Below are 22,151 nucleotides of genomic sequence, written 5' to 3'. Positions count from 1 at the left end.
CGCCCCGCTCCACCGCTTTCTCCGTACCGTCCCGAACATCCTGAGACGCGGCGCGCCGTCGTCGTGGGCCGCTAAAGGTTCGTCGGCGGAGTGTCGAGTCCGTCGATGTTCGGGAGGGCCCGCGTAGGGGGAGGGGACGGGCGCGAGGACAGGCGCCGGTAGGTTGACCCCATGACCTCGTTCGTGCGCCGGCTCGCCGCCCCGCCGCCCGGCTGGACCATCAACGCCGACGTGATCGTGGTCGGCTCCGGCATCGCCGGCCTCACCGCCGCCCTCGAGCTGCGCGCCAAGGTGGACCGCGTGCTCGTGGTCACCAAGGGCGAGCTGAGCTCGGGCTCCACTGTGTGGGCGCAGGGCGGGATCGCCGCGGCGCTGCACCCCGAGGACACCCCCGACGAGCACCTGCAGGACACGCTCGTGGCTGGCGCGGGGCTGTGCTCCGAATCCGCCGTGCGCACGCTCGTCACCGAGGGGCCGGACCGGGTGCGCGAGCTGGTGGGCAGGGGCGCGAACTTCGACACCGGCCCCGACGGCGGCATCACTCTCACGCGCGAGGGCGGTCACATGCGGGACCGGATCGCGCACGCCGGCGGCGACGCGACGGGCGCGGAGATCTCTCGCGCGCTCATCGCCCAGCTCGCGGCCGTGGAGAACGATCCTGGCATCGAGGTGATCGAGCACGCGATGGTCGTGGACCTGTTGACGGCGGCGCCGGACGGGGACGGCCGCCCCGGCCCGGTGTGCGGCGTGACGCTGCACATCATCGGCGAGGGCTCCCGCGACGGCGTAGGCGCCGCGCTCGCCAAGTCCGTGATCCTCGCCACCGGCGGCATCGGCCAGGTGTTCCGTTCGTCGACCAACCCCGCCTCCGCGACGGGGGACGGGCTCGCGGCGGCGCTGCGCGCGGGGGCCGCGATCGCCGACCTCGAGTTCGTCCAGTTCCACCCCACCGTGCTGTGGCAGGGCTCCGCCGCGCGCGGTCAGCAGCCGCTGATCTCCGAGGCTGTCCGCGGAGAGGGCGCGCACCTGCTCAACGCGACGGGCGAGCGATTCATGGTCGACCGCCACGCGCTGGCGGAGCTCGCGCCCCGCGACGTGGTGAGCAAGGGCATCGTGGCGATGATGGAGGACGAGGGCTCCGAGAACGTCTTCCTCGACTGCCGCCACCTGGGATCCACGTTCGTCAAGGAGCGCTTCCCCACGATCTGGGAGCGGCTTCAGGAGCGCGGCATCGACATGGGGCGCGACCTCATCCCCGTCGCTCCCGCGCAGCACTATCACTCGGGCGGCATCCTCACCGACCTGCGCGGCCGGTCCACCCAGGCGGGCCTGTACGCGATCGGCGAGGCCGCGTGCACCGGCGTGCACGGCGCGAACCGGCTCGCCTCCAACTCCCTCCTCGAGGGCCTGGTCTTCGCTTCCCGCGCAGCGGCCGATGCGGCAGGGGCGGTGGCAGGCGGCGTGGTCACCCAGCGGGAGCCGGTCGAGCGCTCGGGGCCGCCCGCGCTCGTGCCAGCCACGGCGCGACCGCAGATCCAGTCCGCGGCTCACCGCGGCGCCGGTCCCGTGCGGACGGCCGCGGGTCTCGAGCGGGCGATCGACAGGCTCGCGACCCTGCGCGCGAAGTTCCGCGCGGACGCCCTGCGCACGGCCACGCCCCAGACGGCCGAGTGGGAGACCAGCAACATCCTGGCGGTCGCCTCGGTGCTGGCCGCCGTCGCGCTCGAGCGCGATGAGACGCGCGGCGGGCACCTGCGGGAGGACTTTCCCGAGACGGACGACGAGCGGTGGCGGATGCGGCTGGCGGCGACGCTGGGTCCCGACGGCGAGCTGTCGCTGATGCGCGCCCCGCTCGACCTGGGCTGACGGCGGCCCGAGGCTGCTCGCGCCTGCTCACACACGCGCCTGCTCACACACGCGCCTGCTCACACACGCGCCTGCTCACACACGTGCTTACTCACACACGGTGGCGCGTCGGCCAATGCCGTGCCGCGCCACCGCGTGGAGTCCCCCAGCGCTCATCGGCCGACGAACGCGCCTCGCGCCACGACGTTATCGCGAGGATGTGACATCTGTCACTACTTGCGTGTCAACCCGTGAGCGGTCGTCGTCCCGCCCGGCAATAGGGTGGTGGTCGTGACCATGCCAGAAGACCTGCCCCAGGACCGTCGGCTGCGCGCCTCGTGGCTCGCCTCATCCGTGGGGGAGGCGCTCGACGAGGACCTCGGCCCCGGACCGGGCCGCGACGTCACCACGCAGGCCACCATCCCGGCCGACGCCCAGGTGACGGGCCGGATCGTGGTGCGCGAGCCCGGCGTGATCGCGGGGCTGCCGGTCATCGCCGAGGCCCTGGGCCAGGTGGCCGAGCGGCTGGGCCTGCCGGTGCCGATCGTGCAGCTGCGCGCCGCCGACGGGGACCGGCTCGACGCCGGCGCGGCGGTCGCCGAGATCGCGGGCGCCGGGCACGTGCTGCTGATCGCCGAGCGCACCATGCTGAACTTCCTGTCCCGCGCATCGGGCATCGCGACGCACACGCGCCAGTGGGCCGACGCCCTCGAGGGCACGGGCGCGCGCGTGCTCGACACCCGCAAGACCACGCCGGGCCTGCGCGAGCTCGAGAAGTACGCGGTGCGCGCCGGCGGCGGCACCAACAAGCGGTTCGGGCTTTTCGACTGCGCGATGGTCAAGGACAACCACATCGTCGCGGCGGGATCGGTGGCGGCCGCGATACGCGCGATCCAGCGGGCCTTCCCCGACGTTCCCATCCAGGTCGAGGTGGAGAGCGAGGAGCAGGCGCGTGAGGCGATCGGTGCCGGCGCGAGGTTCCTGATGCTCGACAACATGGCGCCCGCCGCGATGCGCGCGCTGGTGCAGACGGTGCGGGAGCTGGAGCCCGGCGTGCGCCTCGAGGCCACCGGCGGGCTGACGCTGAGCGGCGCTCGTGAGGTCGCCGAGACCGGCGTCGACTTCCTGTCCGTGGGCGCGCTGACCCACTCGAGCCCCATCCTGGACCTCGCGCTCGACCTGAGCTGACCGGAACGCGCGCGGCCGAGCCGGCGAGCGCATCGGCCGCACTCGCCCCGGCCCTTCAACTGCGAACCACGTGCGAGCGCGACACCCCGCAGGCGCCCCGCGCATCGGCCCTCTCGCCAGCGTGTCGCGAGAGAAAGTGGTTCGGAGTGTTGGGGGTGGGCGCCCGGGTAGCCTAGAGGGCGTGACTGACGCCCATGACACCACCCCTGACGACGTTCCCGAGCAGATGCGGGTGCGGCGCGCCAAGCGCGACCGCATCATCGCCGCGGGCGGGCAGGCGTACCCCGTCTCCGTGCCGCGCACCCACGAGATCGCGGACGTCAAGCGCGAGTACGAGCGGCTCGAGACCGGCGAGGAGACCCAGGACGTGGTGGGCGTCGCCGGCCGCGTGGTGTTCGTGCGCAACACCGGCAAGCTGTGCTTCGCGACGATCCAGGACGGCGCGGGGGAGCGCCTGCAGATCATGCTGAGCCTCGCCGAGGTGGGCGAGGAGTCGCTGGCCGCGTTCAAGGCCGACGTCGACCTGGGCGACCACCTGTTCGCGCACGGCCGCGCCATCAAGTCGCGTCGAGGCGAGGTCTCGGTATTCGCGGACGAATGGCAGATCGCGGCCAAGGCGCTGCGCCCATTGCCGGTGCTGCACAAGGACCTCGCGGAGGACACGCGAGTGCGCCAGCGCTACGTCGACCTGATTGCGCGCCCGGTGGCGCGGGACATGGTGAGGAACCGCGCGTCCGTGATGAGGAGCCTGCGCGAGTCGCTGCATTCGCGCGGATTCATCGAGATTGAGACGCCCATGCTTCAGACCCAGCATGGCGGCGCCGCGGCCCGGCCTTTCATGACGCACATGAATGCTTTCGACATCGACCTGTTCCTGCGCATCGCCCCGGAGCTCTTTCTCAAGCGCGCCGTGGTCGGGGGAATCGAGAAGGTCTTCGAGATCAACCGCAACTTCCGAAACGAGGGCGCGGACTCGTCGCATTCTCCGGAATTCTCGATGCTCGAGGCGTACGAGGCCTACGGCGACTACGACACCATGGCCACGCTCACCCGCGAACTGATCCAGGGAGCGGCGAGCGACGTGTTCGGCACCCAGGTCGTGACCCTGGCCGACGGCGAGGAGTACGACCTGTCGGGCCAGTGGGCCGAGCTCACCATGTACGGGTCGCTGTCCCAGGCTCTCGGCGAGGAGGTGACGCCCGCCACGACTGTCGAGCAGTTGCAGCGCTGGTGCGACGCGGCCGAGGTATCGGTGGATCCCAAGCGCGCCAATCACGGCAAGCTGGTCGAGGAGCTGTGGGAGCACTACGTGGGCGAGACGCTCACGGCGCCGACCTTCGTCCGCGACTTTCCCGTGGAGACCAGCCCGCTCACCAGGGACCACCGTGTGCACGAGGGGATCGTCGAGAAGTGGGACCTGTACGTGCGCGGCTTCGAGCTCGCGACCGCGTACTCCGAGCTCGTGGACCCGGTGGTGCAGCGCGAGCGGTTCCATCAGCAGGCGCGGATGGCCGCCCAGGGCGACGATGAGGCGATGAGCCTCGACGAGGACTTCCTCACCGCGATGGAGCACGCGATGCCCCCCGCCGGCGGCATGGGCATGGGCATGGACCGCCTGCTCATGGCCCTCACGGGACTCGGCATCCGCGAGACCATCACGTTCCCGCTCGTCAAGCCCACGGAGGACTGACTCATGGAGTGGTTTCCCCCCGACTGGATTCCGGACGGCTGGATTCCGGTCGCCGCGGGAATCATCCCGAGCATCGGCGTGGGCCTGCTGTTCTGGCTCGCGATGCGGGCGGTGCTGCGCGCCGACCGCAATGAACGCACGGCCCTCGCGCAGAGCGGTGGCGAGAAATCGGATGCCGAACCGCGCCCGGAAGGCGATGCGAGCGACGGCGGTCGCCCGGCGTAATTCGCCCCGCACGAACGTTCTTCGAGGCATTTCGTCAAACAATTCCAAACCTTCTCACAAGCGCGAATGTTTGTGGATTTGACGCGAAACGTAAGCGCGTGTGATTCTTAGCGAACCGCTTGAGAAAGGGTGGAAGATGGCACAGAAGGTACAAGTCGTCCTCGTCGATGATGTCGACGGTGGCGAGGCTAGCGAAACCGTGAGTTTCTCGATTGAGAATGTCTCGTATGAGATAGATCTCTCCGAGCAGCACGCGGAGCAGTTGCGCAAGGACTTTGAAAAGTGGACCACGCAGGCTCGGCGGGTGACGAGCAAGCGCGGCGGCTCCTCGCGAGCGCGACGGTCCGACTCGTCGAAGGTGCGGGCGTGGGCCAAGGCCCACGGCTACGAGGTATCGGAGCGCGGGCGCATCTCGTCCGAGATCCGCGAGGCCTACTCCAAGGCCAACTAGTTCGACCACGCAGCGCGGCCCCGTCCTTCCCGGGCGGGGCCGCGCTTGCGTCCAAGGAGCGATGATGAGCAACGCGATTCCCGAGGTCTCCGCGCAGGGCGCGGTCTGGTGGGGCACCTACCCGGAGGCCGGGCTCGGCACCCCCACCGGCGTGGGCGAGGGCCTGTGGCGACAGACGGCGGACGATGCGCGCCTCGCCCTCGAGCTGCCCGCACCTTCCTTTCTGGTCGCCCACCCCGACCACGCGATCGTGTATGCGGTGAGCGAGACGGACAGCAGCGAGGTCCACGCGATCGACGTGAGCGACCCCGAGTCCCCGCGGGTGGCCGCGAGCATCCGCACCGACGGCGCCTCCGGCTGCCATCTGCTGCTGAGCGCCGACGCCCGGGTCCTCTACGTGTCGCACTACGCCAGCGGCGACCTCGCAGTCGTGCTGTTGGGCGAGGACGGGCTGCCGACGCTGGACGAGCCGGCCCAGATGTTCGGCCACGAGGGCTCCGGCCCGCGCGAGGACCGCCAGGAGGCCCCTCACGCGCACTCCGCCGGATTCGGCCCCGGCGGCCACCACGTGCTCGTCGCGGACCTCGGCACGGACGAGCTGCGCCGCTACGCGATCACGGACGGCGGGCTGCTCGAGGACCACGGCGTCGCGGTCACGCTGGCGCCGGGGGCGGGACCGCGCCACTTCGTGGTCCGCGGCGAGTGGATCTACGTGCTGTGCGAACTCGACCACCGCCTGCGTGCGCTGCGATGGGACTCCGGGTCCGGCACCGCCGAGGTGGTGTTCGACATCGCCAGCACCACCGCCGAGCGCCGCACGGGCAACGACCTCTACGACTCCCATGTGCTGCTGGCCGACGACGCCACGCTGCTGGCCGGCGTGCGCGGGGCCGACGTGATCGCCGTCATCGACCTGTCTCCCGAGGGCGAGCCGCGCTACCGCGGCAGCTTCGACGCGGGCGAGTGGCCGCGTCACTTCGCCGTGGTGGGCGACCGCCTGCACGTGGGCGCCGAGCGCGGTCACGAGGTCCGCACCTACGCGCTCGCCGACGTGCTGTCGCTCGCACCCGAGCCCGAGGTGGGCCACATCGCCACGCTGCCGTACGTCTCGGCCCCGCTGCCGAGCCCCGCCTGCGTGGTCCCCCACCCGAACTAGGCAACTCACGACTGCGTGTCTCGTCGCGCGCCGGCCTGGAGGCACGTCATGTACACAGCCCGCACCCAGGCGGCGTCGTTGAGGAAGAATCTGTACCCGCACCCGCCGGGACCGTAGGCCCACAGCCCGGCCCGCGCATCGGCGCTAGGCTGGAAACATGACCTACACACTGATCCTGCTCCGCCACGGCGAGAGCGAATGGAACGCAAAGAACCTGTTCACCGGCTGGGTCGACGTGCCCCTCAACGACAAGGGCTGGGGCGAGGCCGTGCGCGGCGGAGAGCTGCTCAAGGCCGAGGGCGTGCTGCCCGACGTGGTGCACACTTCGCTGCTGCGCCGCGCGATCATGACCGCGAACCTCGCCCTCGACTCGGCTGACCGTCACTGGATCCCCGTCAAGCGCGACTGGCGCCTCAACGAGCGTCACTACGGCGACCTGCAGGGCAAGAACAAGGCCGAGACCCTCGAGCAGTTCGGCGAGGAGAAGTTCATGACCTGGCGCCGCTCGTATGACGTGCCGCCGCCGGAGATCTCCGCCGACAACGAGTACTCGCAGGAGGGCGACCCCCGCTACGCCGGCGAGCCGACCCCCAAGACCGAGTGCCTCAAGGACGTGCTCGAGCGCGCCCTGCCGTACTGGGACAAGGCGATCGTGCCGGACCTCAAGGACGGCAAGACGGTCATGGTCGCGGCGCACGGCAACTCGCTGCGCGCGATCATCAAGTACCTCGACGGCATCGGCGACGACGAGATCGTGGGCGTCAACGTGCCCACCGGCATCCCGCTGGTGTACGAGCTCGACGAGGAGACCCTGAAGCCCGTCAAGGCCGGCGGCACGTACCTCGACGCGGACGCCGCCGCCGCGGCCATCCAGGCGGTCGCGAACCAGGGCAAGAAGTAAGGACGGTCGGTCACCCTCTCATCGCGTGGCCGAACAAGACGGGCCCCCTGCCAGCACTGGCAGGGGGCCCGCCTGCGTTCATGCGGCCGATGCGGGGGCCGGCTCAGCGGTGGCGCGCACCGTGGGCACGGACCAGGGGCGCGAGCGTCAGTGCCGAACCTGCACGCGTGGCGTCATCACTGATGATTCCGACGACCATCAGTCGAGAGCCCTCGGGCGCCCGAGGGGTGGGCGCGGACCGGGGGAGTGCGGCGAAGGGTTAGATGCGGCCGCGCTCACCGGTGAGATCGCCGGTGACCAAGTACACGATGCGCCGCGAGACGCTCACGGCGTGGTCGCCGAACCGCTCGAAGAAGCGGGCGAGGAGGCTGATGTCGAGGGTCTCCTGCGCGCTGCCGGAGTAGTCGTCGGCGAGCATGGTCTTGTACGCCTGCGCGTGGAGCTGGTCGAGGGCGTCGTCGTCGGAGACGATCTGCGCGGCGAGGTTGAGGTCGCGGGTCTCGAGCAGCTCGATGACCTCGGTCGCGGCCTTCTTGGCGGCCTCGGCCATGCCGGTGAAGATCTCCTCGTGGCCCGCGGGGATCGCTGATCCGGGGTACGCGCGGCGAGCGGCCTCGGCGATGTGCTGGGCTAGGTCGCCCATGCGCTCGAGAGCCGCGGAGATCCGCAGCGAGGCCACGATGCTGCGCAGGTCGAGGCCCACGGGCTGCTGCTGCGCGATGAGCAGGACGCAGCGCTCGTCGACCGTCTCCTCGAGATCGTCCAGCTTGGAGTCGTCCGCGATGACCTGCTGGGCGAGCTCCACGTTCTGGGTCAGCAGCGCCTCGGAGGCGCGGGTGATCGCGGACTCGACGTGCTTGGCCATGGTGGTCAGGTCGTCGGCGAGCTCCGACATCTCTGCGGTGAAGAGGGTGCGCATGGTTCTCCTAGCGATGTGGCGTTGCCCCTAGTGTGTCATCCGGCCTGCGCACGGCGGAAGGCTAGCGCCGCGCAGTCGGTGAACATTCGGTGTCGTCCCTGAACATTGGGTGAACTCAGGGGCGTGTGGTTACTGTGACCCCATGACCCCCGAGATGTGGCTGGTCGCCGCCGTTGCGCTCGCCGTCGGAGCTGGTCTTGGCGCACTCGCGCACAGACGCCAAGCGCGTGAGGAGGCCGTCTCCAACACCCTGGTTCCGCACCGCACGCGCGAGGTGCTGGCCGCTCTCCAGTCGGGCGCGACGGTGGTGCGGCGCGACCGGCGCAGTGCCTTCTCCAACACCGTCGCCGCCGCCCTGGGCGTGGCCCGGCCGGATGGCGCTCTCCACCCGAGCGTCGCAGACCTCGCGGAGCGCGCCTGGCAGTCCGGGCATCCCGTCGAGGACCACGTGGAGATCAAGCGTGGAGTACTGGGGTCGTCGAGCGTCGTCCATGTGCGGGTGACCCGGATGAGCGACGATCTGGCGCTCGCGGTCGTGAACGACAACACTGAGCAGCGCTCCGCCGAGCAGACCCGACGCGAGTTCGCGGTGAACGTCTCGCACGAGCTCAAGACGCCCATCGGGGCGCTGTCACTGCTTGCCGAGACCATCGAGGACAACGCCGACGACACGACCATGGTCCGCGACTTCGCCAAGAAGATCCGCAAGGAGACCCGCCGCCTCGCGAAGCTGATTCAGGAGATCGTGGAGATCTCTCGCCTGCAGGGCGGGGAGTCGGTGATGGAGTACGAGCCGGTGGACGTCGCCGACGTGGTGGAGGAGGTGGTGGAGGGCATGCGAGTGGCCTCCGACCAGAAGCGGATCGAGATGGTCGCGGACTTGCGCGTGCGCCCCACCGTGATGGGTGACCGCGACCTCTTGGCGATGGCGGTGCGCAACCTCGTCGACAACGCGGTGAACTACTCGGACGAGGGATCCAAGGTGGCCATTACCCTTGACTCGGCCGACGATGTGGTGAGCATCGGGGTGATCGACCAAGGCATCGGCATCTCGCCCGAGGATCAGGACCGCATCTTCGAACGGTTCTACCGCACCGACCCGGCCCGGTCGCGCGAGACCGGTGGCACGGGTCTGGGATTATCAATCGTGAAGCACGTGGCCCTGCAGCATTCGGGCACCGTGGAAGTCTGGTCGCAGCCGTCGGTGGGCTCGACCTTCACCTTCCGGCTTGCGGAGCATGAGAGCTCCGTGCAGTCGGCGGCTGGGGTACAGGAGGAGATATGAGCGAGGCGCGGGTACTGGTCGTCGACGACGAGGAGTCCTATCGGGATTCGCTCAAGTACGTGTTGGAACGCGAGGGCTTCACGGTGCTGTTGGCGGACACCGGGCCCAAGGCAGTCGAAGCGTTCGCGCGCGACGGCGCGGATGTGGTGCTGCTGGACTTGATGCTGCCGGGCATGTCCGGCTCGGAGGTGTTCCGGGTCATCCGTGAGCGCTCGGATGTGCCGGTCATCATGGTGACGGCCAAGGACGACCAGGTGGACCGGATCATCGGTCTCGAGCTCGGCGCGGACGACTACGTGACCAAGCCGTTCTCGGGCCGCGAGCTGGTGGCGCGGGTCCGTGCGGTGCTGCGCCGCCAGCTCGCGAGTGCGGCGGGCGCACTGGACGAGCCCGAACGCCTCACCGTCGCCGGGCTCACTCTCGATCCGGAGAGGCTCACGGTGACCCGCGACGGCGAGCCGCAGTCGCTGCCGCCCAAGGAGTTCGCGTTGCTGCACCTGCTCGCGCAGAACGCGGGGCGCGTGCTGCCGCGCCAGGTGATCATCGACCGGGTGTGGGGCGCCGACTACTTTGGCGACACCAAGACGCTGGACGTGCACATCAAGCGGCTGCGCGGCCGCATCGAGGCCGATCCGTCCCAACCTGAGGTGATCCAGACAGTCCGTGGCGTCGGGTACACCTTCGAGGCATAGGATTTTCGTGTCAGGGCGCTCGGCTCGCAGGTGTGTTCACCCATTGTTCACCCATCGTTCAGATCTCCCGCCAGGGTCCGTTACCTGCCTTGGCTACCTTGGACGGTGTTCGGCAGACAGTCGGGCCAATCAAGCAAGTGAGGAAACTCGACTGTGAAGACCGCAACTCGCGTGGGAGCGTTCGTCTCGGTTGCCGCGATGTCGTTCGCCCTCGCGGCCTGCACGCCGTCGAACGAGCGGATCGACACCACCGGTGAAGACGTCTCCACGCTGTCGGGATCGGTGAGCGGCGCAGGCGCCTCGTCGCAAGAGGCGGCAGTCGCCGCCTGGCGTGCGGGCTTCCAGCGGCTCCACCCCTATGCGACCGTCAACTACGACCCCATCGGGTCTGGGGGCGGGCGCACCCAGTTCGTGGATGGCGCCACCTCCTTCGCGGGTTCGGATGCGCTGATGGACGATCAGGAGTATGCGAACGCCGTCGAGGCGTGTGACGGTGATCTGGGCGCGATCCACTTGCCGCTCTACATCGCGCCGATCGCACTGGTCTTCAACCTCGAGGAGATCGACTCGCTCAACATGACCGCGTCGCTGATCGCGCAGATCTTCGACGGCAAGGTGACCTCGTGGGACGACCCGGCCATCGCAGAGCTGAATGAGGGCGTCGACCTGCCGCCCTCACCCATCATGCCCGTGTACCGCGCCGACGAGTCGGGCACCACTGAGAACTTCGTGGAGTACCTGCACGAGGCGGCTCCCGAGGACTGGCCCTACGAGCCCTCGGGGGACTGGCCGGCCGGCGTCGGCGAGGCCGGACCCGCGACGTCGGGCCAGATGCAGATCGTGCAGGACACCCCTGGATCGTTCGCCTATGTCGACGCCTCGCGCGCCGGCTCGCTCGGCACGGTCGCGGTTGAGATCAATGGCGAGTTCGTGCCGTACTCGCCGCAGGCGGCTGCGGCAGTCGTGAGCAACTCCCCCCGGTCGGAGGGAGCCAACGGCGAGTACGACCTGGCCTTCGACATCGACCGCACTCCGGACGCTCCGGGCGCCTACCCGATCGTCCTGGTCTCGTACCACATCGTGTGCCAGCAGTACGATGACGAGAACGAGCGCGCCCTGGTCACCGAGTACCTCACGTACATCGCCTCGGAGGAGGGCCAGCAGTCCTCGGCCAACGCGGCAGGCTCGTCGCCGATTGGTGAGGAGCTCGGTGGCCGCGTGACCGAGATTCTCGACATGATCGCCGACGGCTCACTGGACGGGTGACTGGACCCATGGTGAACTCGTCGGCAAGGATGGGCCCACCATCGCCACACCCCCGCAACCCACGAAAAGAGCGCGCGTGACGACTTCGCAGGAGCAGGCCCACACCGCTGCCGAAGCCGAGTACTCGACGCACCGCGGGGCCTTCGTGAACCGGGCCTTCGGCGGCATCGCTGCGACCGCCGCGAGCTTGATCCTCGTGACGCTCGCGGCCGTCGCGACCTTCCTCCTGATCGAGGCGTGGCCCGCGATGACGTCCTCGGCGGCGGAGCTCGATGCGGAGATCGGCTGGCTTGGCACGGAGTCGACCGAGACGCTGATCGCGACCATCGGCTACCTGGTCTACGGCACCATCCTCATCTCGGCGATCGCGCTGCTGATCGCCACCCCGCTCTCCTTCGCGATCGCGGTGTTCATCTCCCACTACGCGCCCCGAAGGCTCGCACAGGGACTTGGCTATCTGATCGACCTGTTGGCGGCCATCCCCTCCGTGGTCTACGGCCTCTGGGGCGCGATCGTGGTCGTGCCGGTCTTGCAGCCCTTCTACCAGTGGCTCGGAGCCAACCTCGGGTGGATCCCCATCTTCGCTCCGGACCCGGTGACCGGCGAAGTGTCCATGACGGGGCGCGTTGCGCTCTCGGCCGGCATCGTGCTGGCGATCATGATCATCCCCATCATCACTGCGGTGACTCGCGAGGTGTTCCTCCAGACCCCGGTGCTCCACGAAGAGGCGGCGCTGGCCATGGGGGCGACCCGGTGGGAGATGATTCGGATGGCCGTCATTCCGTTCGGCCGCCCTGGAATGATCGGCGCGACCATGCTGGGGCTCGGTCGCGCTCTCGGCGAGACCATGGCGGTGTACATGATCCTGTCGCCTGGACTCAGCTACGCAGCGTCGCTGCTCCAGGCCGGCGAGCACAACACCATCGCGGCCTATATCGCACTGCAATTCCCGGAGGCGAACACGTCCGGGGTGTCGGCGCTCATCACGATGGGCCTCGCTCTGTTCGTGATCACCCTGCTCGTGAATATGTTGGCGCGCTGGGTCGTGTCCCGCCGAGCCGAGTTCTCAGGAGCCAACTGATGGCACAGACCACCGTGACCGAGACGTCTCCGCTGGGACAGCTCAGCAGCCGCCGGAAGTTCACCAACAAGGCCATGTCCGTCGTGGTCTACGCGGCCTTCACGGTCGCGCTGATCCCGCTCGTGTGGCTGTCCTACACCGTCCTCACGCGGGGCATCGACAGGTTCTTCGTCGATGGCAACGGCGACACCAATTTCAACCTCGACTTCTTCAACCAGAGCATGCAGGGAATCTTCGGCGGGATGCCGGAGGGCGGCATCGTGCACGCCGTCGCGGGCACTGTCACGATGACCTTGGTGGCCACGGCGATCTCGGTGCCCATCGGCCTGCTCACGTCCATCTATCTGGTCGAGTACGGCTCGGGTTGGCTCAAGCGCGCGGTCACGTTCTTCGTGGACGTCATGACGGGAATCCCGTCCATCGTGGCCGGCCTGTTCGCCTACGCGGTGTTCGCCCTGCTCGTCGGTCCAGGCACCAAGCTCGGCGTCGTGGGCGCGGTGGCACTGTCGGTGCTGATGATCCCGGTGGTGGTGCGCTCGTCCGAGGAGATGCTGCGCCTGGTGCCCAACGAGCTGCGCGAGGCGGCGTACGCGCTGGGCGTGCCCAAGTGGCTGACGATCATCAAGGTCGTGCTCCGCACGGCGATCGCCGGCATCACCACCGGCGTGACCCTGGCGATCGCCCGCGTGATCGGCGAGACCGCGCCCCTCCTCATCGCGGTGGGCGTGGCGGACTCCCTCAACTGGAATCCGTTCGAAGGCCGCATGATGAGCCTGCCCGTCTTCATCGTCGCCGAATGGCGCAAGGGGGCGGCACCGTGCAATGACGAGGCCATCGCCTGCGTCGCGAATATTGCGGAGATGCGTGCATGGGCGGCCGCGCTAGTGCTCATCGTCGTCGTGATGCTGCTCAATCTCATCGCCCGCCTGATCGCCAAGTACTTCTCCCCCAAGACCGGCCGCTGAGCCGACAAGAACCGGAGCAATCTGTGTCCAAGCGCATCGACATCAACAACCTGAACGTCTTCTACAGCAGCTTCCTGGCTGTCGAGGATGTGTCACTGTCGATCGAGCCGAGGTCCGTCACCGCTTTCATCGGTCCCTCGGGCTGCGGCAAGTCGACCTTCCTGCGCACCCTGAACCGCATGCACGAGGTCATCCCTGGCGCTCGCGTCGAGGGAGAGGTGCTGATGGACGGCGTCGACCTGTACGCGGACGAGGTGGATCCCGTGACCGTGCGTCGTCACGTCGGCATGGTGTTCCAGCGACCCAACCCGTTCCCCACGATGTCGATCTCGGAGAACGTGCTGGCGGGCATGAAGCTCAACAACAGGCGCATGTCGAAGTCGGAGGCGGAGGACGTGGTGGAGTCCACCCTCCGGGGCGCGAACCTGTGGGAAGAGGTCAAGGACCGCCTCGACAAGCCCGGGTCTTCGCTGTCCGGCGGTCAGCAGCAGCGGCTGTGCATCGCCCGCGCGATCGCCATCAAGCCGGACGTGCTGCTCATGGACGAGCCCTGCTCTGCCCTGGACCCCATCTCGACGCTAGCGATCGAGGATCTCATCGCGGACCTCAAGAACGACTACACGATCGTGATCGTGACGCACAACATGCAGCAGGCCGCTCGCGTGTCCGACCGCACCGCGTTCTTCAACATCGCGGGCACGGGCAAGCCGGGCAAGCTGATCGAGATGAACGACACCCCGACCATGTTCTCCACGCCGTCGGAGAAGGCCACCGAGGACTACATCTCGGGCCGCTTCGGCTGAGCCTCACCTGACACCACGGCGCCTGGCCCCTTGCGGGCCGGGCGCCGTTGTGCTTCCCCGGCGACCGCATCGGCCGCTGTGCGCGCCTTGACTACGAACCGCTTGAGTCTTCGCCACGCCGGGGCACAGGGCCGATGCGGGGGCTGGCTCCGCGTGTCGCGCGGCGAAGTGGTTTGTAGTTAAGGGCGGGGGAGCGGGGAGCGAGCGGTGAAGGTCGGGGGTCAGCCCAGCGCGTCGATGGTGGGCTGGTACTCGGGGAGAGTGCCGTCCATGACGGGTACCTGGATCGTGTAGAAGCCGTTGGCGCCGGTCGCGATGCCCACCTCGGCGAGCAGCCCCGGCAGCACGGGCGACGTGCCGGGCACCTCGACACCGTCGAGCGGGGTGAGCTGCACCGAGGATCCCGCGGGCACGGACACAGACGTGGACGTCTCGGCATCGAACGAGAGGTCGATCTCGAGATCGGCGTCGGAACCGTTGTACAGGGTGCCGACCAGCACGGCCGGCTCGCCGATGTCGGAGGCGACCACCATCAGGTTCAGCGCGTCGAACTCGCCGCCCACCATCTGCACGCCGTCAGAGGCGGCGTAGTTCTGCTGGGTGGTGATGGGGTTCACGTAGCTGCAGCCGGCGAGCACCAGTGCGGCGACGGCGGCGGCGCCGGCGGTGACGAGGGACTTCACGGCGGTTCCTTTCGTGGCGGGGCTGCCCCAAGGATACTGGTGCGAAGCGACGCGCACAGCCGGCGCGTCGGTGCTGGACAACACGAGGAGCGCCTGTTATGCGTGCGGATCGCGGTGGTAGAATGGGCGTTCCGCGAAGAAGGGGCACACCTCCATCATGAATTTCGTCGTCGGCGAGACCGTCGTCTACCCGCACCACGGTGCGGCGAAGATCCAGGACATCAAGAAGCGCACCGTGAAGGGCGAGGAGAAGACCTACCTCAAGCTCAAGGTCGCGCAGGGGGACCTCACGATCGAGGTCCCAGCAGAGAACGTGGACCTCGTTGGCGTCCGCGACGTCGTCGACCAGGCTGGCCTGGAGAAGGTCTTCGGGGTGCTGCGCGAGCCGTACATCGAGGAGCCCACCAACTGGTCGCGCCGCTACAAGGCCAACGTCGAGAAGCTCGCCTCCGGCGATGTGATCCGCGTGGCCGAGGTGGTCCGCGACCTGTCGCGTCGCGACACCGACAAGGGCCTGTCCGCCGGCGAGAAGCGCATGCTTCACAAGGCGCGCCAGATCCTCGTCTCTGAGCTGGCACTGGCCGAGAAGTGCACGGAGGACACCGCCGAGGAGCGCCTGGACAAGGTTCTCGCCTCGTGACCATCGCGGCCGTGATCACGGCCGCGGGCTCTGGCAGCCGGCTCGGGGCCGATGCACCCAAGGCTTTGGTCCTCATCGAGGGCAGGGCTTTGGTGGCGTGGGCGGCACTTCGCTTGGATGAGGTCGTCGACTCGGTGGTGGTCACCGCGCCTGCGGACCACCTTGACGCGATGCGCGCCGCCCTGGCTGACGCCGGGGTCGGCGCGCTCGTCGTTTCTGGGGGCGAGACCCGGCAGGCCTCGGTGGCCGCGGGGCTCGCCGCTCTCGAGCTGGACCCGGACGACATCGTGCTGATCCACGACGCCGCGCGGGCCTTTCAGGAGCCGTCCGTGGCCGCCGCCACGATCGAGGCTGTGCGGGCCGGCGCGGATGGGGCGATCCCGGTGCTGCCGGTGGTCGACACCCTGATCGCCGCCCCTGGCGCGGACGGGTCGATCGGCGACGTCGTGGACCGCGACGGTCTGCGCGCGGTCCAGACTCCCCAGACCTTCCGCGCGCGCGTCGCGATCGACGCGCACCGCCGGGCCGCAGAGGCGCCCGCCGCCACCGACGACGCGACGCTCGCGCGCGCCGGTGGCCACCGCATCGTCGCCGTGGACGGTCACGAGTGGGGATTCAAGGTCACGCGGCCCGGCGACCCGCCGCTCGCCCGAGGTATCGCCCGGTCCCTCGCTGGGGGCGGAGCATGATCCCCCGCACCGGCATCGGCGTGGACGTCCACGCGTTCGGCGAGCCGGGCGCGGGCGAGCTGGCGCTCGCGGGACTGACGTGGCCGGGCGAGACCCCGCTGTCCGGACACTCCGACGGCGACGTCGCGGCGCACGCGGCATGCGACGCGCTGCTCAGCGCGTGCGGCCTGGGCGACCTCGGGTCGAACTTCGGCACCGACCGCCCCGAGTGGGCGGGGGCGAGCGGCGCCGCGCTGCTCACCGAGACGGCCTCGCGCGTGCGCGCGGCGGGCTTCGAGATCGGCAACGTCGCGGTCCAGGTGCTCGGCAACCGCCCCAAGCTGTCCCCGCGTCGCGCCGAGGCCGAGGCGGCGATGACCGCCGCCGCGGGCGCGCCGGTCACGGTCAGCGCGACCACCACTGACGGGCTCGGGCTCACGGGTCGCGGCGAGGGAGTGGCGGCGATCGCCACCGCGCTCGTCTTCCCTCGTCAGCCCCGGTAGCCTGGCACGCGTGACCCTCCGCCTGTTCGACACCGCCACCCGCACCGAGCGCGACCTCGAGCCGCTCGAGCCCGGCCGCGTCGGCATCTACCTGTGCGGCCCCACCGTCCAGGGCAGCCCTCACGTGGGCCACCTGCGCAGCGCCGTCGCGTTCGACGTGCTGCAGCGCTGGCTCGAGCGCACGGGCCACGAGGTCACGATGGTGCGCAACGTCACCGACATCGACGACAAGACCCTGGCCAAGGCGGCCGATGCGGGCCAGGCCTGGTGGGCATGGGCACTGCGGTACGAGCGTGAGTTCCAGGCCGCATACTCCGCGGTGGGGGTGAAGCCTCCCGCGGCCGAGCCGCGCGCGACGGGACACATCCCGGAGATCATCGCGCTGGTCCAGACCCTCGTCGACAACGGCCACGCCTACGAGCTCGACGGCTCCGTGTACTTCGACGTCCGGTCGTTCCCCGAGTACGGCGCGCTCACGCACCAGGCGCTCGAGGACCTCACCCCCGCCTCAGACGCGTCCACGGACGCCAAGCGCGACCCGCGGGACTTCGCGCTGTGGAAGTCGCACAAGGCAGGGGAGCCCGAGACCGCCGCATGGGACTCGCCCTGGGGCCCGGGGCGTCCCGGCTGGCACATCGAGTGCTCCGCGATGGCGCGACGGTTCTTGGGAAGCGAGTTCGACATTCACGGCGGCGGCCTGGACCTGCGGTTCCCGCACCACGAGAACGAGCAGGCGCAGTCGCGCGCAGCCGGCGACCCGTTCGCGCGCATGTGGATGCACTCCGCGTGGGTCACGCAGTCGGGTGCCAAGATGTCCAAGTCCCTCGGCAACGGCCTGCTCGTCACCGAGGTGCTGTCCCGGCACCCCGCGCCCGCGCTGCGGCTCGCGCTCGCGCAGGTGCACTACCGCTCGATGCTCGAGTACTCCGAGCAGACCATGGACGATGCGGCGGCCACCTGGTCGCGCCTGGCCGGGTTCGTGCTGCGGGCCTCCGACAAGGTGGGTGCGGTGACCGCGGAGCAGGTCGCGGCCGCCCCGCTGCCCGAGCCGTTCGTGACCGCCATGAACGATGACCTGGGCGTGCCGCGTGCGCTCGCGCACGTGCACGAGACGGTGCGGGCCGGCAACGCGGCGCTGACCGCCGGGGATGACGCGACGCTCGCCCAGTCGCTGCTGTCGGTGCGCGCAATGCTCGACGTGCTCGGCCTCGACCCCGGCGCGGCCGAATGGGCCGGCGCGAGCGATGGCTCGTCCGCAGCGATGGCGGCGCTGGACTCGATGGTGCGCGCCGACATCGAGGCCCGCGCACAGGCCCGGGCCGCCAAGGACTGGGCGACGGCCGACGCGATCCGCGACCGCCTCGCGGCCGCGGGCATCGTGGTCGAGGACGGCGCCGATGGCGCGCGCTGGTCCCTCGCCGCTGAGGACTGACGGCGCGGTCGACTGACGGCGCGGTCGACTCACGACACCGTGGTCCGAGGACACGGTGTTCTGACGACACGGTGTTCTGACGACACGGCGTTCTGACGACACTGGCGACACGGGCGACTGATGCCCGTGCGCTGAGCTGACCCGAGCATCGGCGCCCCGTGCGCCCCAGCCGACCCGCGCATCGGCCCGGTGCGCTGAGCCGCGCCCCGCACCCCTCGGTGCGCTTTGGGCGGCGCCCCCGCTGCGAGCGGCTCACGCGAGCAGCGGAACCGTGAGCGCTCTCATCTGCGCGACGTGACAGGCGTCCGCTGCAGGCGCAAGTGCCCAACCTTGTGACGATTCGACCGGAGAAAGTTGCCTGCTCCGGTTGGCAAACCCCTTTGTTTTGTCTAGCATCAAACCCAGCGGCAAGGATGGGAACGCTCACATGAACGCTCACCATCCGTCCCCGTGGCCGCGGCAGGCAGGCGGCCCCGCACGACCAGTGATCCGGCGGCCGTATGCGCCGAGTCGCTCACAGTTTCACTGACGCACGATCAACGGAGATCCGATGTCCTTGAAGTTCCCTCAGCCCGTGCGCCGGGTGGGCGCCGCCGCGTCGCTGGTCGCCATGGCGATCACCTCCATCGCTCTCACCGCCATCCCGGCCCAGGCCGCCGAAGAGGCTCCGGAGATCATCGTCAACGGTGACTTCGAGGACGGCACCGCAGAGTGGGGAAGCGATAACGGCTCCTCAACCATCACTGCGGTGTCGGACCCGGTGCACGGCGGCTCGGGCGCCGTGCACGTCACCGATCGCACGGCCACCGGCTCCGGTGTGTCTCAGGACGTGTCCGGCAAGCTCGAGCAGGGGCGCGACTACGAAGTCTCTGCGTGGGTGAGGTACGACGAGGGGCCCGCGACCAAGCAGTTCAACGTCACGGTGCGCTACGGCGGGAACTCGTGGACGAACTTCGCGACCCAGACTCTGACGCGGGGCGAGTGGGGCGAGATCACGGGCACCCTCTCGGTGCCAGGGGACGGAAACGTCGGCGACGCGCTCATCTTCCTCGAGACTCCATACGTCGGCTCGCCCGATCCGGTCAACGACCTCATGGACTACTACGCGGACGACGTCTCGCTGATCGGCCAGCCCTTCACGCCCCCGGAGCCGCCGGCCGAGCCCGCGATCCGCGGTCTCACCTCGACCGTGCGCGACGACGGCACGTTCGGAAACTCGATCCTCAAGGCCGACGTCCCCGACGTCAGCACCATCATGGTGCCCAAGGAGGACACCGGCGAGGAGCACGACGCGTACTACATGGTCTCGACGACCATGCACCTGAACCCGGGCGCCCCCATCATGAAGTCGATCGACCTCGTGAACTGGGAGATCGTCAACTACACGTACGACATCCTGTCGACCGGCGACTCGGACTCGCTGCGCGGCGGCACCAGCGCGTACGGCGAGGGTCAGTGGGCGACGTCGCTGCGCTACCACGAGGGCAAGTACTACGTGTTCTTCAACACCAACAACAACGGGCACGCCTACCTCTTCATTACCGAGGACATCGAGAGCGGCGAGTGGGACCGGATCGAATACGACCGCACCTTCCACGACCCGTCGCTGTTCTGGGACCCGAACGACGACGATAAGCCCTACGTCCTGCACGGCTACAACGGCCTCACCATCACGGAGCTCACCGAGGACCTGACTCAGGCCGCTCCCGGTGGAGTGGATGGCCAGCTCATTCACGACTCGATGTACGAGGGTGGCCTCGGCAGCGGCTACGAGGGAGCCCACGCGTACTTCATCGACGGCCAGTACTACGTGGTGATGATCAGCTGGATCGACGGCAGGCGCCAGACCCAGCTGTTCCGCAGCGACGACCTGCTGGGACCCGTCGGTGGCGGCGAACCGTACGACTACGAGGTCGTTCTCGACTCCAACGGCATCGCCCAGGGTGGGCTCATCGACGTCCGCCACGACGGCGGCGAGGTGGACAGCTACGCGATGCTGTTCCGCGACAACTACCCGCTGGGGCGCATCCCCACGCTGGTGCCGGTCGAATGGGCGGAGCCCGGATCCGGCGAGTGGCCGCGGTTCGGAGACGAGAACGGCGACGTCGACCTGCCCGGGGACCTGGCGATCCCTGTCGAGCTGAGTCCCGCCGAGCAGCACCGGGAGAACCTGCGACAGATCGTCGCCTCCGACGACTTCGCCAACGACGCGGAGCCTCGCGCATTCAACGACGAGGTGCACGAGGGCTACGAGGAAGAGTGGACCAACAACGGCTCGGAGCTCGCTCTCGAGTGGCAGTGGAACCACGCCCCTCACAATGAGCACTGGTCGCTGACGGACCGCGAGGGCTGGCTGCGCATCGAGAACTTCGACGTGGTCACCGGCGACGCCCAGTTCAACAAGAGCCCCATCGCGGCCAACCGCCTCACGTACTTCGAGGAGACCCGCAACACGCTGTCCCAGCGCACGTTCGGCCCCACGTCGTCGGCGGAGACCCGGGTGGACATCTCCGGCCTGAACGCCGGTGACGTGGCCGGCCTCGCGGCCTACACCCGCGAGTACGGATACGTCGCGGTGCAGGACAACGGGGACAGCCGCACCGTGGGAGTGGTGCACCGCACCCGGATCGACGGCGCGTACGAGGACGACGTCAGCGCCACCGAAGACTTCGAGCCGGGCACGACCGCCGCGATTCCCGACGGCGTCACGGACGTCTACCTCAAGGCGGACATCGACTACACGGGCGCCGGCCGCATGGCCTTCTACTACAGCCTCGACAACGAGACGTGGACCCTGCTGGGCGACGACTACGCGATGCCGAACGACTCCTACCAGGGCCACTTCATGGGCTACCGGTTCGGTCTGTTCACCTACGCCAAGGAGACCGCCGGTGGACACGCCGACTTCGACTACTACTACCTGTCGGACACGCTCACCGCGGACTCGGCCACGCTCGACACGACGCGGGCCGATGAGCTGCTCGGCATGGTCGAGGGTCTGGTCCAGTCGGAGTACTCCGCCGAGTCCTGGGCAGCGGTCGACGCCGCAGCAACCTGGCTGACCGCCGCAGTCGCGGACTCCAGCACCCAGAACCAGATCGACGCTCCCGAGTACGAGCTGGAGGTGGCGATCGCGGAGCTGCAGGCAGCGGACGGCTCGCCCGCTCCGACGTTCGTCGATGTGGACGCCTCGTTGGAGCACTACGAGTCGATCATGTGGCTCGCCACGCAGGGCATCACGAGGGGTTGGGAGACCGAGTCGGGTACGGAGTTCCGGCCGTTCAGCTCGATCACGCGTGACGCGATGGCGGCGTTCTTGTACCGCTTCGAGGGTGAGCCGGTGGTGGACACCTCGGATGGTTCGCCGTTCATCGATATCACTCCGACGAGCACGGAGTTCTACGAGGAGATCCTGTGGCTGGAGCAGCAGGGCATCACCAATGGTTGGGAGACCCCGGCGGGTACGGAGTTCCGTCCCTTCGAGCCGATCACGCGTGACGCGATGGCGGCGTTCCTGTACCGCCTCGCTGGTGAGCCCGCGTGGTCCGACCCGGAGACCTCTCCGTTCTCGGACATCACGTCGGACAACACGGAGTTCTACACCGAGATCACGTGGCTGGAGTCCACGGCTATCACGAAGGGGTGGGTGACGTCCTCGGGCACCGAGTTCCGTCCGTTCAACGCCACCACCCGTGACGCGATGGCTGCGTTCCTCTACCGCTACGACAACTTGCCCTCATGACGGGCGCGTCAGCGCC

General features: G+C 69.1%; 20 protein-coding genes. 18 read left to right on the top strand and 2 right to left on the bottom strand.

The window, feature by feature from the left end; translation table 11 throughout:
* Positions 1-171: 171 nt before the first annotated feature.
* The 7 genes from ACNI14_RS02220 to ACNI14_RS02190 all read left to right on the top strand — a co-directional run bounded on the left by ACNI14_RS02220 (position 172) and on the right by ACNI14_RS02190 (position 7,456).
* Positions 172-1,866, top strand: coding sequence for an L-aspartate oxidase (locus tag ACNI14_RS02220; RefSeq protein WP_420518301.1), 1,695 nt, complete (start codon positions 172-174; stop codon positions 1,864-1,866).
* A gap of 276 nt (positions 1,867-2,142) precedes the next feature.
* Positions 2,143-3,033, top strand: coding sequence for a carboxylating nicotinate-nucleotide diphosphorylase (nadC, locus tag ACNI14_RS02215; protein ID WP_420518428.1), 891 nt, complete (start codon positions 2,143-2,145; stop codon positions 3,031-3,033).
* Positions 3,034-3,259: 226 nt separating this feature from the next.
* Positions 3,260-4,723: a lysine--tRNA ligase gene (gene lysS / locus ACNI14_RS02210; protein ID WP_420518427.1), complete on the top strand. Its 1,464-nt coding sequence runs from the start codon at positions 3,260-3,262 to the stop codon at positions 4,721-4,723.
* A gap of 3 nt (positions 4,724-4,726) precedes the next feature.
* Positions 4,727-4,948, top strand: coding sequence for a hypothetical protein (locus tag ACNI14_RS02205; protein WP_420518300.1), 222 nt, complete (start codon positions 4,727-4,729; stop codon positions 4,946-4,948).
* Between the two features lie 136 nt (positions 4,949-5,084).
* Positions 5,085-5,399 carry a histone-like nucleoid-structuring protein Lsr2 gene (locus ACNI14_RS02200; protein ID WP_420518299.1) on the top strand — a complete coding sequence of 105 codons (315 nt, stop codon included), beginning with the start codon at positions 5,085-5,087 and terminating at the stop codon, positions 5,397-5,399.
* A gap of 64 nt (positions 5,400-5,463) precedes the next feature.
* Positions 5,464-6,555, top strand: a complete 1,092-nt coding sequence (locus ACNI14_RS02195) for a lactonase family protein (RefSeq protein ID WP_420518298.1) — start codon at positions 5,464-5,466, stop codon at positions 6,553-6,555.
* Positions 6,556-6,712: 157 nt separating this feature from the next.
* Complete coding sequence (locus ACNI14_RS02190; protein ID WP_420518297.1) at positions 6,713-7,456, top strand: phosphoglyceromutase; 744 nt, start codon at positions 6,713-6,715, stop codon at positions 7,454-7,456.
* Positions 7,457-7,715: 259 nt separating this feature from the next.
* Here ACNI14_RS02190 and phoU read toward each other — a convergent pair whose 3' ends face one another.
* Positions 7,716-8,375 carry a phosphate signaling complex protein PhoU gene (gene phoU, locus ACNI14_RS02185; RefSeq protein ID WP_420518295.1) on the bottom strand — a complete coding sequence of 220 codons (660 nt, stop codon included), beginning with the start codon at positions 8,373-8,375 and terminating at the stop codon, positions 7,716-7,718.
* A 142-nt stretch (positions 8,376-8,517) separates the two neighbouring features.
* Between phoU and ACNI14_RS02180 the strand changes: the two genes are divergently transcribed.
* From ACNI14_RS02180 to pstB, 6 genes are all read left to right on the top strand, one after another.
* A complete protein-coding gene (locus tag ACNI14_RS02180; protein ID WP_420518294.1) occupies positions 8,518-9,660 on the top strand; it encodes a sensor histidine kinase in 1,143 nt (380 codons plus the stop codon).
* Positions 9,657-10,352 carry a response regulator gene (locus ACNI14_RS02175; protein ID WP_420518293.1) on the top strand — a complete coding sequence of 232 codons (696 nt, stop codon included), beginning with the start codon at positions 9,657-9,659 and terminating at the stop codon, positions 10,350-10,352. Before ACNI14_RS02180 ends, ACNI14_RS02175 begins: the two co-directional genes overlap by 4 nt.
* A 153-nt stretch (positions 10,353-10,505) precedes the next feature.
* Positions 10,506-11,618 (top strand): phosphate ABC transporter substrate-binding protein PstS, encoded by a 1,113-nt coding sequence (locus tag ACNI14_RS02170; protein ID WP_420518292.1) that lies wholly within the window; start codon positions 10,506-10,508, stop codon positions 11,616-11,618.
* 76 nt (positions 11,619-11,694) lie between these two features.
* Positions 11,695-12,699: a phosphate ABC transporter permease subunit PstC gene (gene pstC / locus ACNI14_RS02165; protein WP_420518291.1), complete on the top strand. Its 1,005-nt coding sequence runs from the start codon at positions 11,695-11,697 to the stop codon at positions 12,697-12,699.
* Entirely contained in the window at positions 12,699-13,664 is a 966-nt protein-coding gene (gene pstA / locus ACNI14_RS02160) for a phosphate ABC transporter permease PstA (RefSeq protein ID WP_420518290.1), read from the top strand. Before pstC ends, pstA begins: the two co-directional genes overlap by 1 nt.
* A 23-nt stretch (positions 13,665-13,687) precedes the next feature.
* Positions 13,688-14,467, top strand: coding sequence for a phosphate ABC transporter ATP-binding protein PstB (gene pstB / locus ACNI14_RS02155; RefSeq protein WP_420518289.1), 780 nt, complete (start codon positions 13,688-13,690; stop codon positions 14,465-14,467).
* Positions 14,468-14,688: 221 nt separating this feature from the next.
* On the opposite strand, the gene ACNI14_RS02150 is transcribed toward pstB, so the two are convergent.
* The gene (locus ACNI14_RS02150) at positions 14,689-15,150 is read right to left on the bottom strand and encodes a hypothetical protein (RefSeq protein ID WP_420518288.1); all 462 of its coding nucleotides are present in this window, start codon (positions 15,148-15,150) and stop codon (positions 14,689-14,691) included.
* Positions 15,151-15,307: 157 nt separating this feature from the next.
* Here ACNI14_RS02150 and ACNI14_RS02145 point away from each other — a divergent pair, with 157 nt between their 5' ends.
* From ACNI14_RS02145 to ACNI14_RS02125, 5 genes are all read left to right on the top strand, one after another.
* Entirely contained in the window at positions 15,308-15,790 is a 483-nt protein-coding gene (locus tag ACNI14_RS02145) for a CarD family transcriptional regulator (RefSeq protein WP_420518287.1), read from the top strand.
* Positions 15,787-16,479 (top strand): IspD/TarI family cytidylyltransferase, encoded by a 693-nt coding sequence (locus tag ACNI14_RS02140; protein WP_420518286.1) that lies wholly within the window; start codon positions 15,787-15,789, stop codon positions 16,477-16,479. Before ACNI14_RS02145 ends, ACNI14_RS02140 begins: the two co-directional genes overlap by 4 nt.
* On the top strand, positions 16,476-16,961 hold the full coding sequence (gene ispF, locus ACNI14_RS02135; RefSeq protein WP_420518285.1) for a 2-C-methyl-D-erythritol 2,4-cyclodiphosphate synthase: 486 nt from the start codon (positions 16,476-16,478) through the stop codon (positions 16,959-16,961). The genes ACNI14_RS02140 and ispF overlap by 4 nt, the downstream gene beginning before the upstream one ends.
* 10 nt (positions 16,962-16,971) lie before the next feature.
* Positions 16,972-18,393 (top strand): cysteine--tRNA ligase, encoded by a 1,422-nt coding sequence (gene cysS, locus ACNI14_RS02130; RefSeq protein ID WP_420518284.1) that lies wholly within the window; start codon positions 16,972-16,974, stop codon positions 18,391-18,393.
* Positions 18,394-18,943: 550 nt separating this feature from the next.
* The gene (locus tag ACNI14_RS02125) at positions 18,944-22,135 is read left to right on the top strand and encodes a beta-xylosidase family glycoside hydrolase (RefSeq protein WP_420518283.1); all 3,192 of its coding nucleotides are present in this window, start codon (positions 18,944-18,946) and stop codon (positions 22,133-22,135) included.
* Positions 22,136-22,151 lie beyond the last annotated feature (16 nt).

The sequence above is a fragment of the Demequina pilifera genome (genome assembly GCF_048814985.1).
GTDB lineage: Bacteria > Actinomycetota > Actinomycetes > Actinomycetales > Demequinaceae > Demequina.
This window is presented reverse-complemented; position numbering and strand designations above follow the sequence as displayed.

Excerpts from the sequence above, each read along its gene's own strand:
- ACNI14_RS02220 (WP_420518301.1), top strand. The coding sequence starts at position 172 with ATGACCTCGTTCGTGCGCCGGCTCGCCGCCCCGCCGCCCGGCTGGACC.
- nadC (WP_420518428.1), top strand. The coding sequence starts at position 2,143 with ATGCCAGAAGACCTGCCCCAGGACCGTCGGCTGCGCGCCTCGTGGCTC.
- lysS (WP_420518427.1), top strand. The coding sequence starts at position 3,260 with ATGCGGGTGCGGCGCGCCAAGCGCGACCGCATCATCGCCGCGGGCGGG.
- ACNI14_RS02205 (WP_420518300.1), top strand. The coding sequence starts at position 4,727 with ATGGAGTGGTTTCCCCCCGACTGGATTCCGGACGGCTGGATTCCGGTC.
- ACNI14_RS02200 (WP_420518299.1), top strand. The coding sequence starts at position 5,085 with ATGGCACAGAAGGTACAAGTCGTCCTCGTCGATGATGTCGACGGTGGC.
- ACNI14_RS02195 (WP_420518298.1), top strand. The coding sequence starts at position 5,464 with ATGAGCAACGCGATTCCCGAGGTCTCCGCGCAGGGCGCGGTCTGGTGG.
- ACNI14_RS02190 (WP_420518297.1), top strand. The coding sequence starts at position 6,713 with ATGACCTACACACTGATCCTGCTCCGCCACGGCGAGAGCGAATGGAAC.
- phoU (WP_420518295.1), bottom strand. The coding sequence starts at position 8,375 with ATGCGCACCCTCTTCACCGCAGAGATGTCGGAGCTCGCCGACGACCTG.
- ACNI14_RS02180 (WP_420518294.1), top strand. The coding sequence starts at position 8,518 with ATGACCCCCGAGATGTGGCTGGTCGCCGCCGTTGCGCTCGCCGTCGGA.
- ACNI14_RS02175 (WP_420518293.1), top strand. The coding sequence starts at position 9,657 with ATGAGCGAGGCGCGGGTACTGGTCGTCGACGACGAGGAGTCCTATCGG.
- pstA (WP_420518290.1), top strand. The coding sequence starts at position 12,699 with ATGGCACAGACCACCGTGACCGAGACGTCTCCGCTGGGACAGCTCAGC.
- ACNI14_RS02145 (WP_420518287.1), top strand. The coding sequence starts at position 15,308 with ATGAATTTCGTCGTCGGCGAGACCGTCGTCTACCCGCACCACGGTGCG.
- ispF (WP_420518285.1), top strand. The coding sequence starts at position 16,476 with ATGATCCCCCGCACCGGCATCGGCGTGGACGTCCACGCGTTCGGCGAG.
- ACNI14_RS02125 (WP_420518283.1), top strand. The coding sequence starts at position 18,944 with ATGTCCTTGAAGTTCCCTCAGCCCGTGCGCCGGGTGGGCGCCGCCGCG.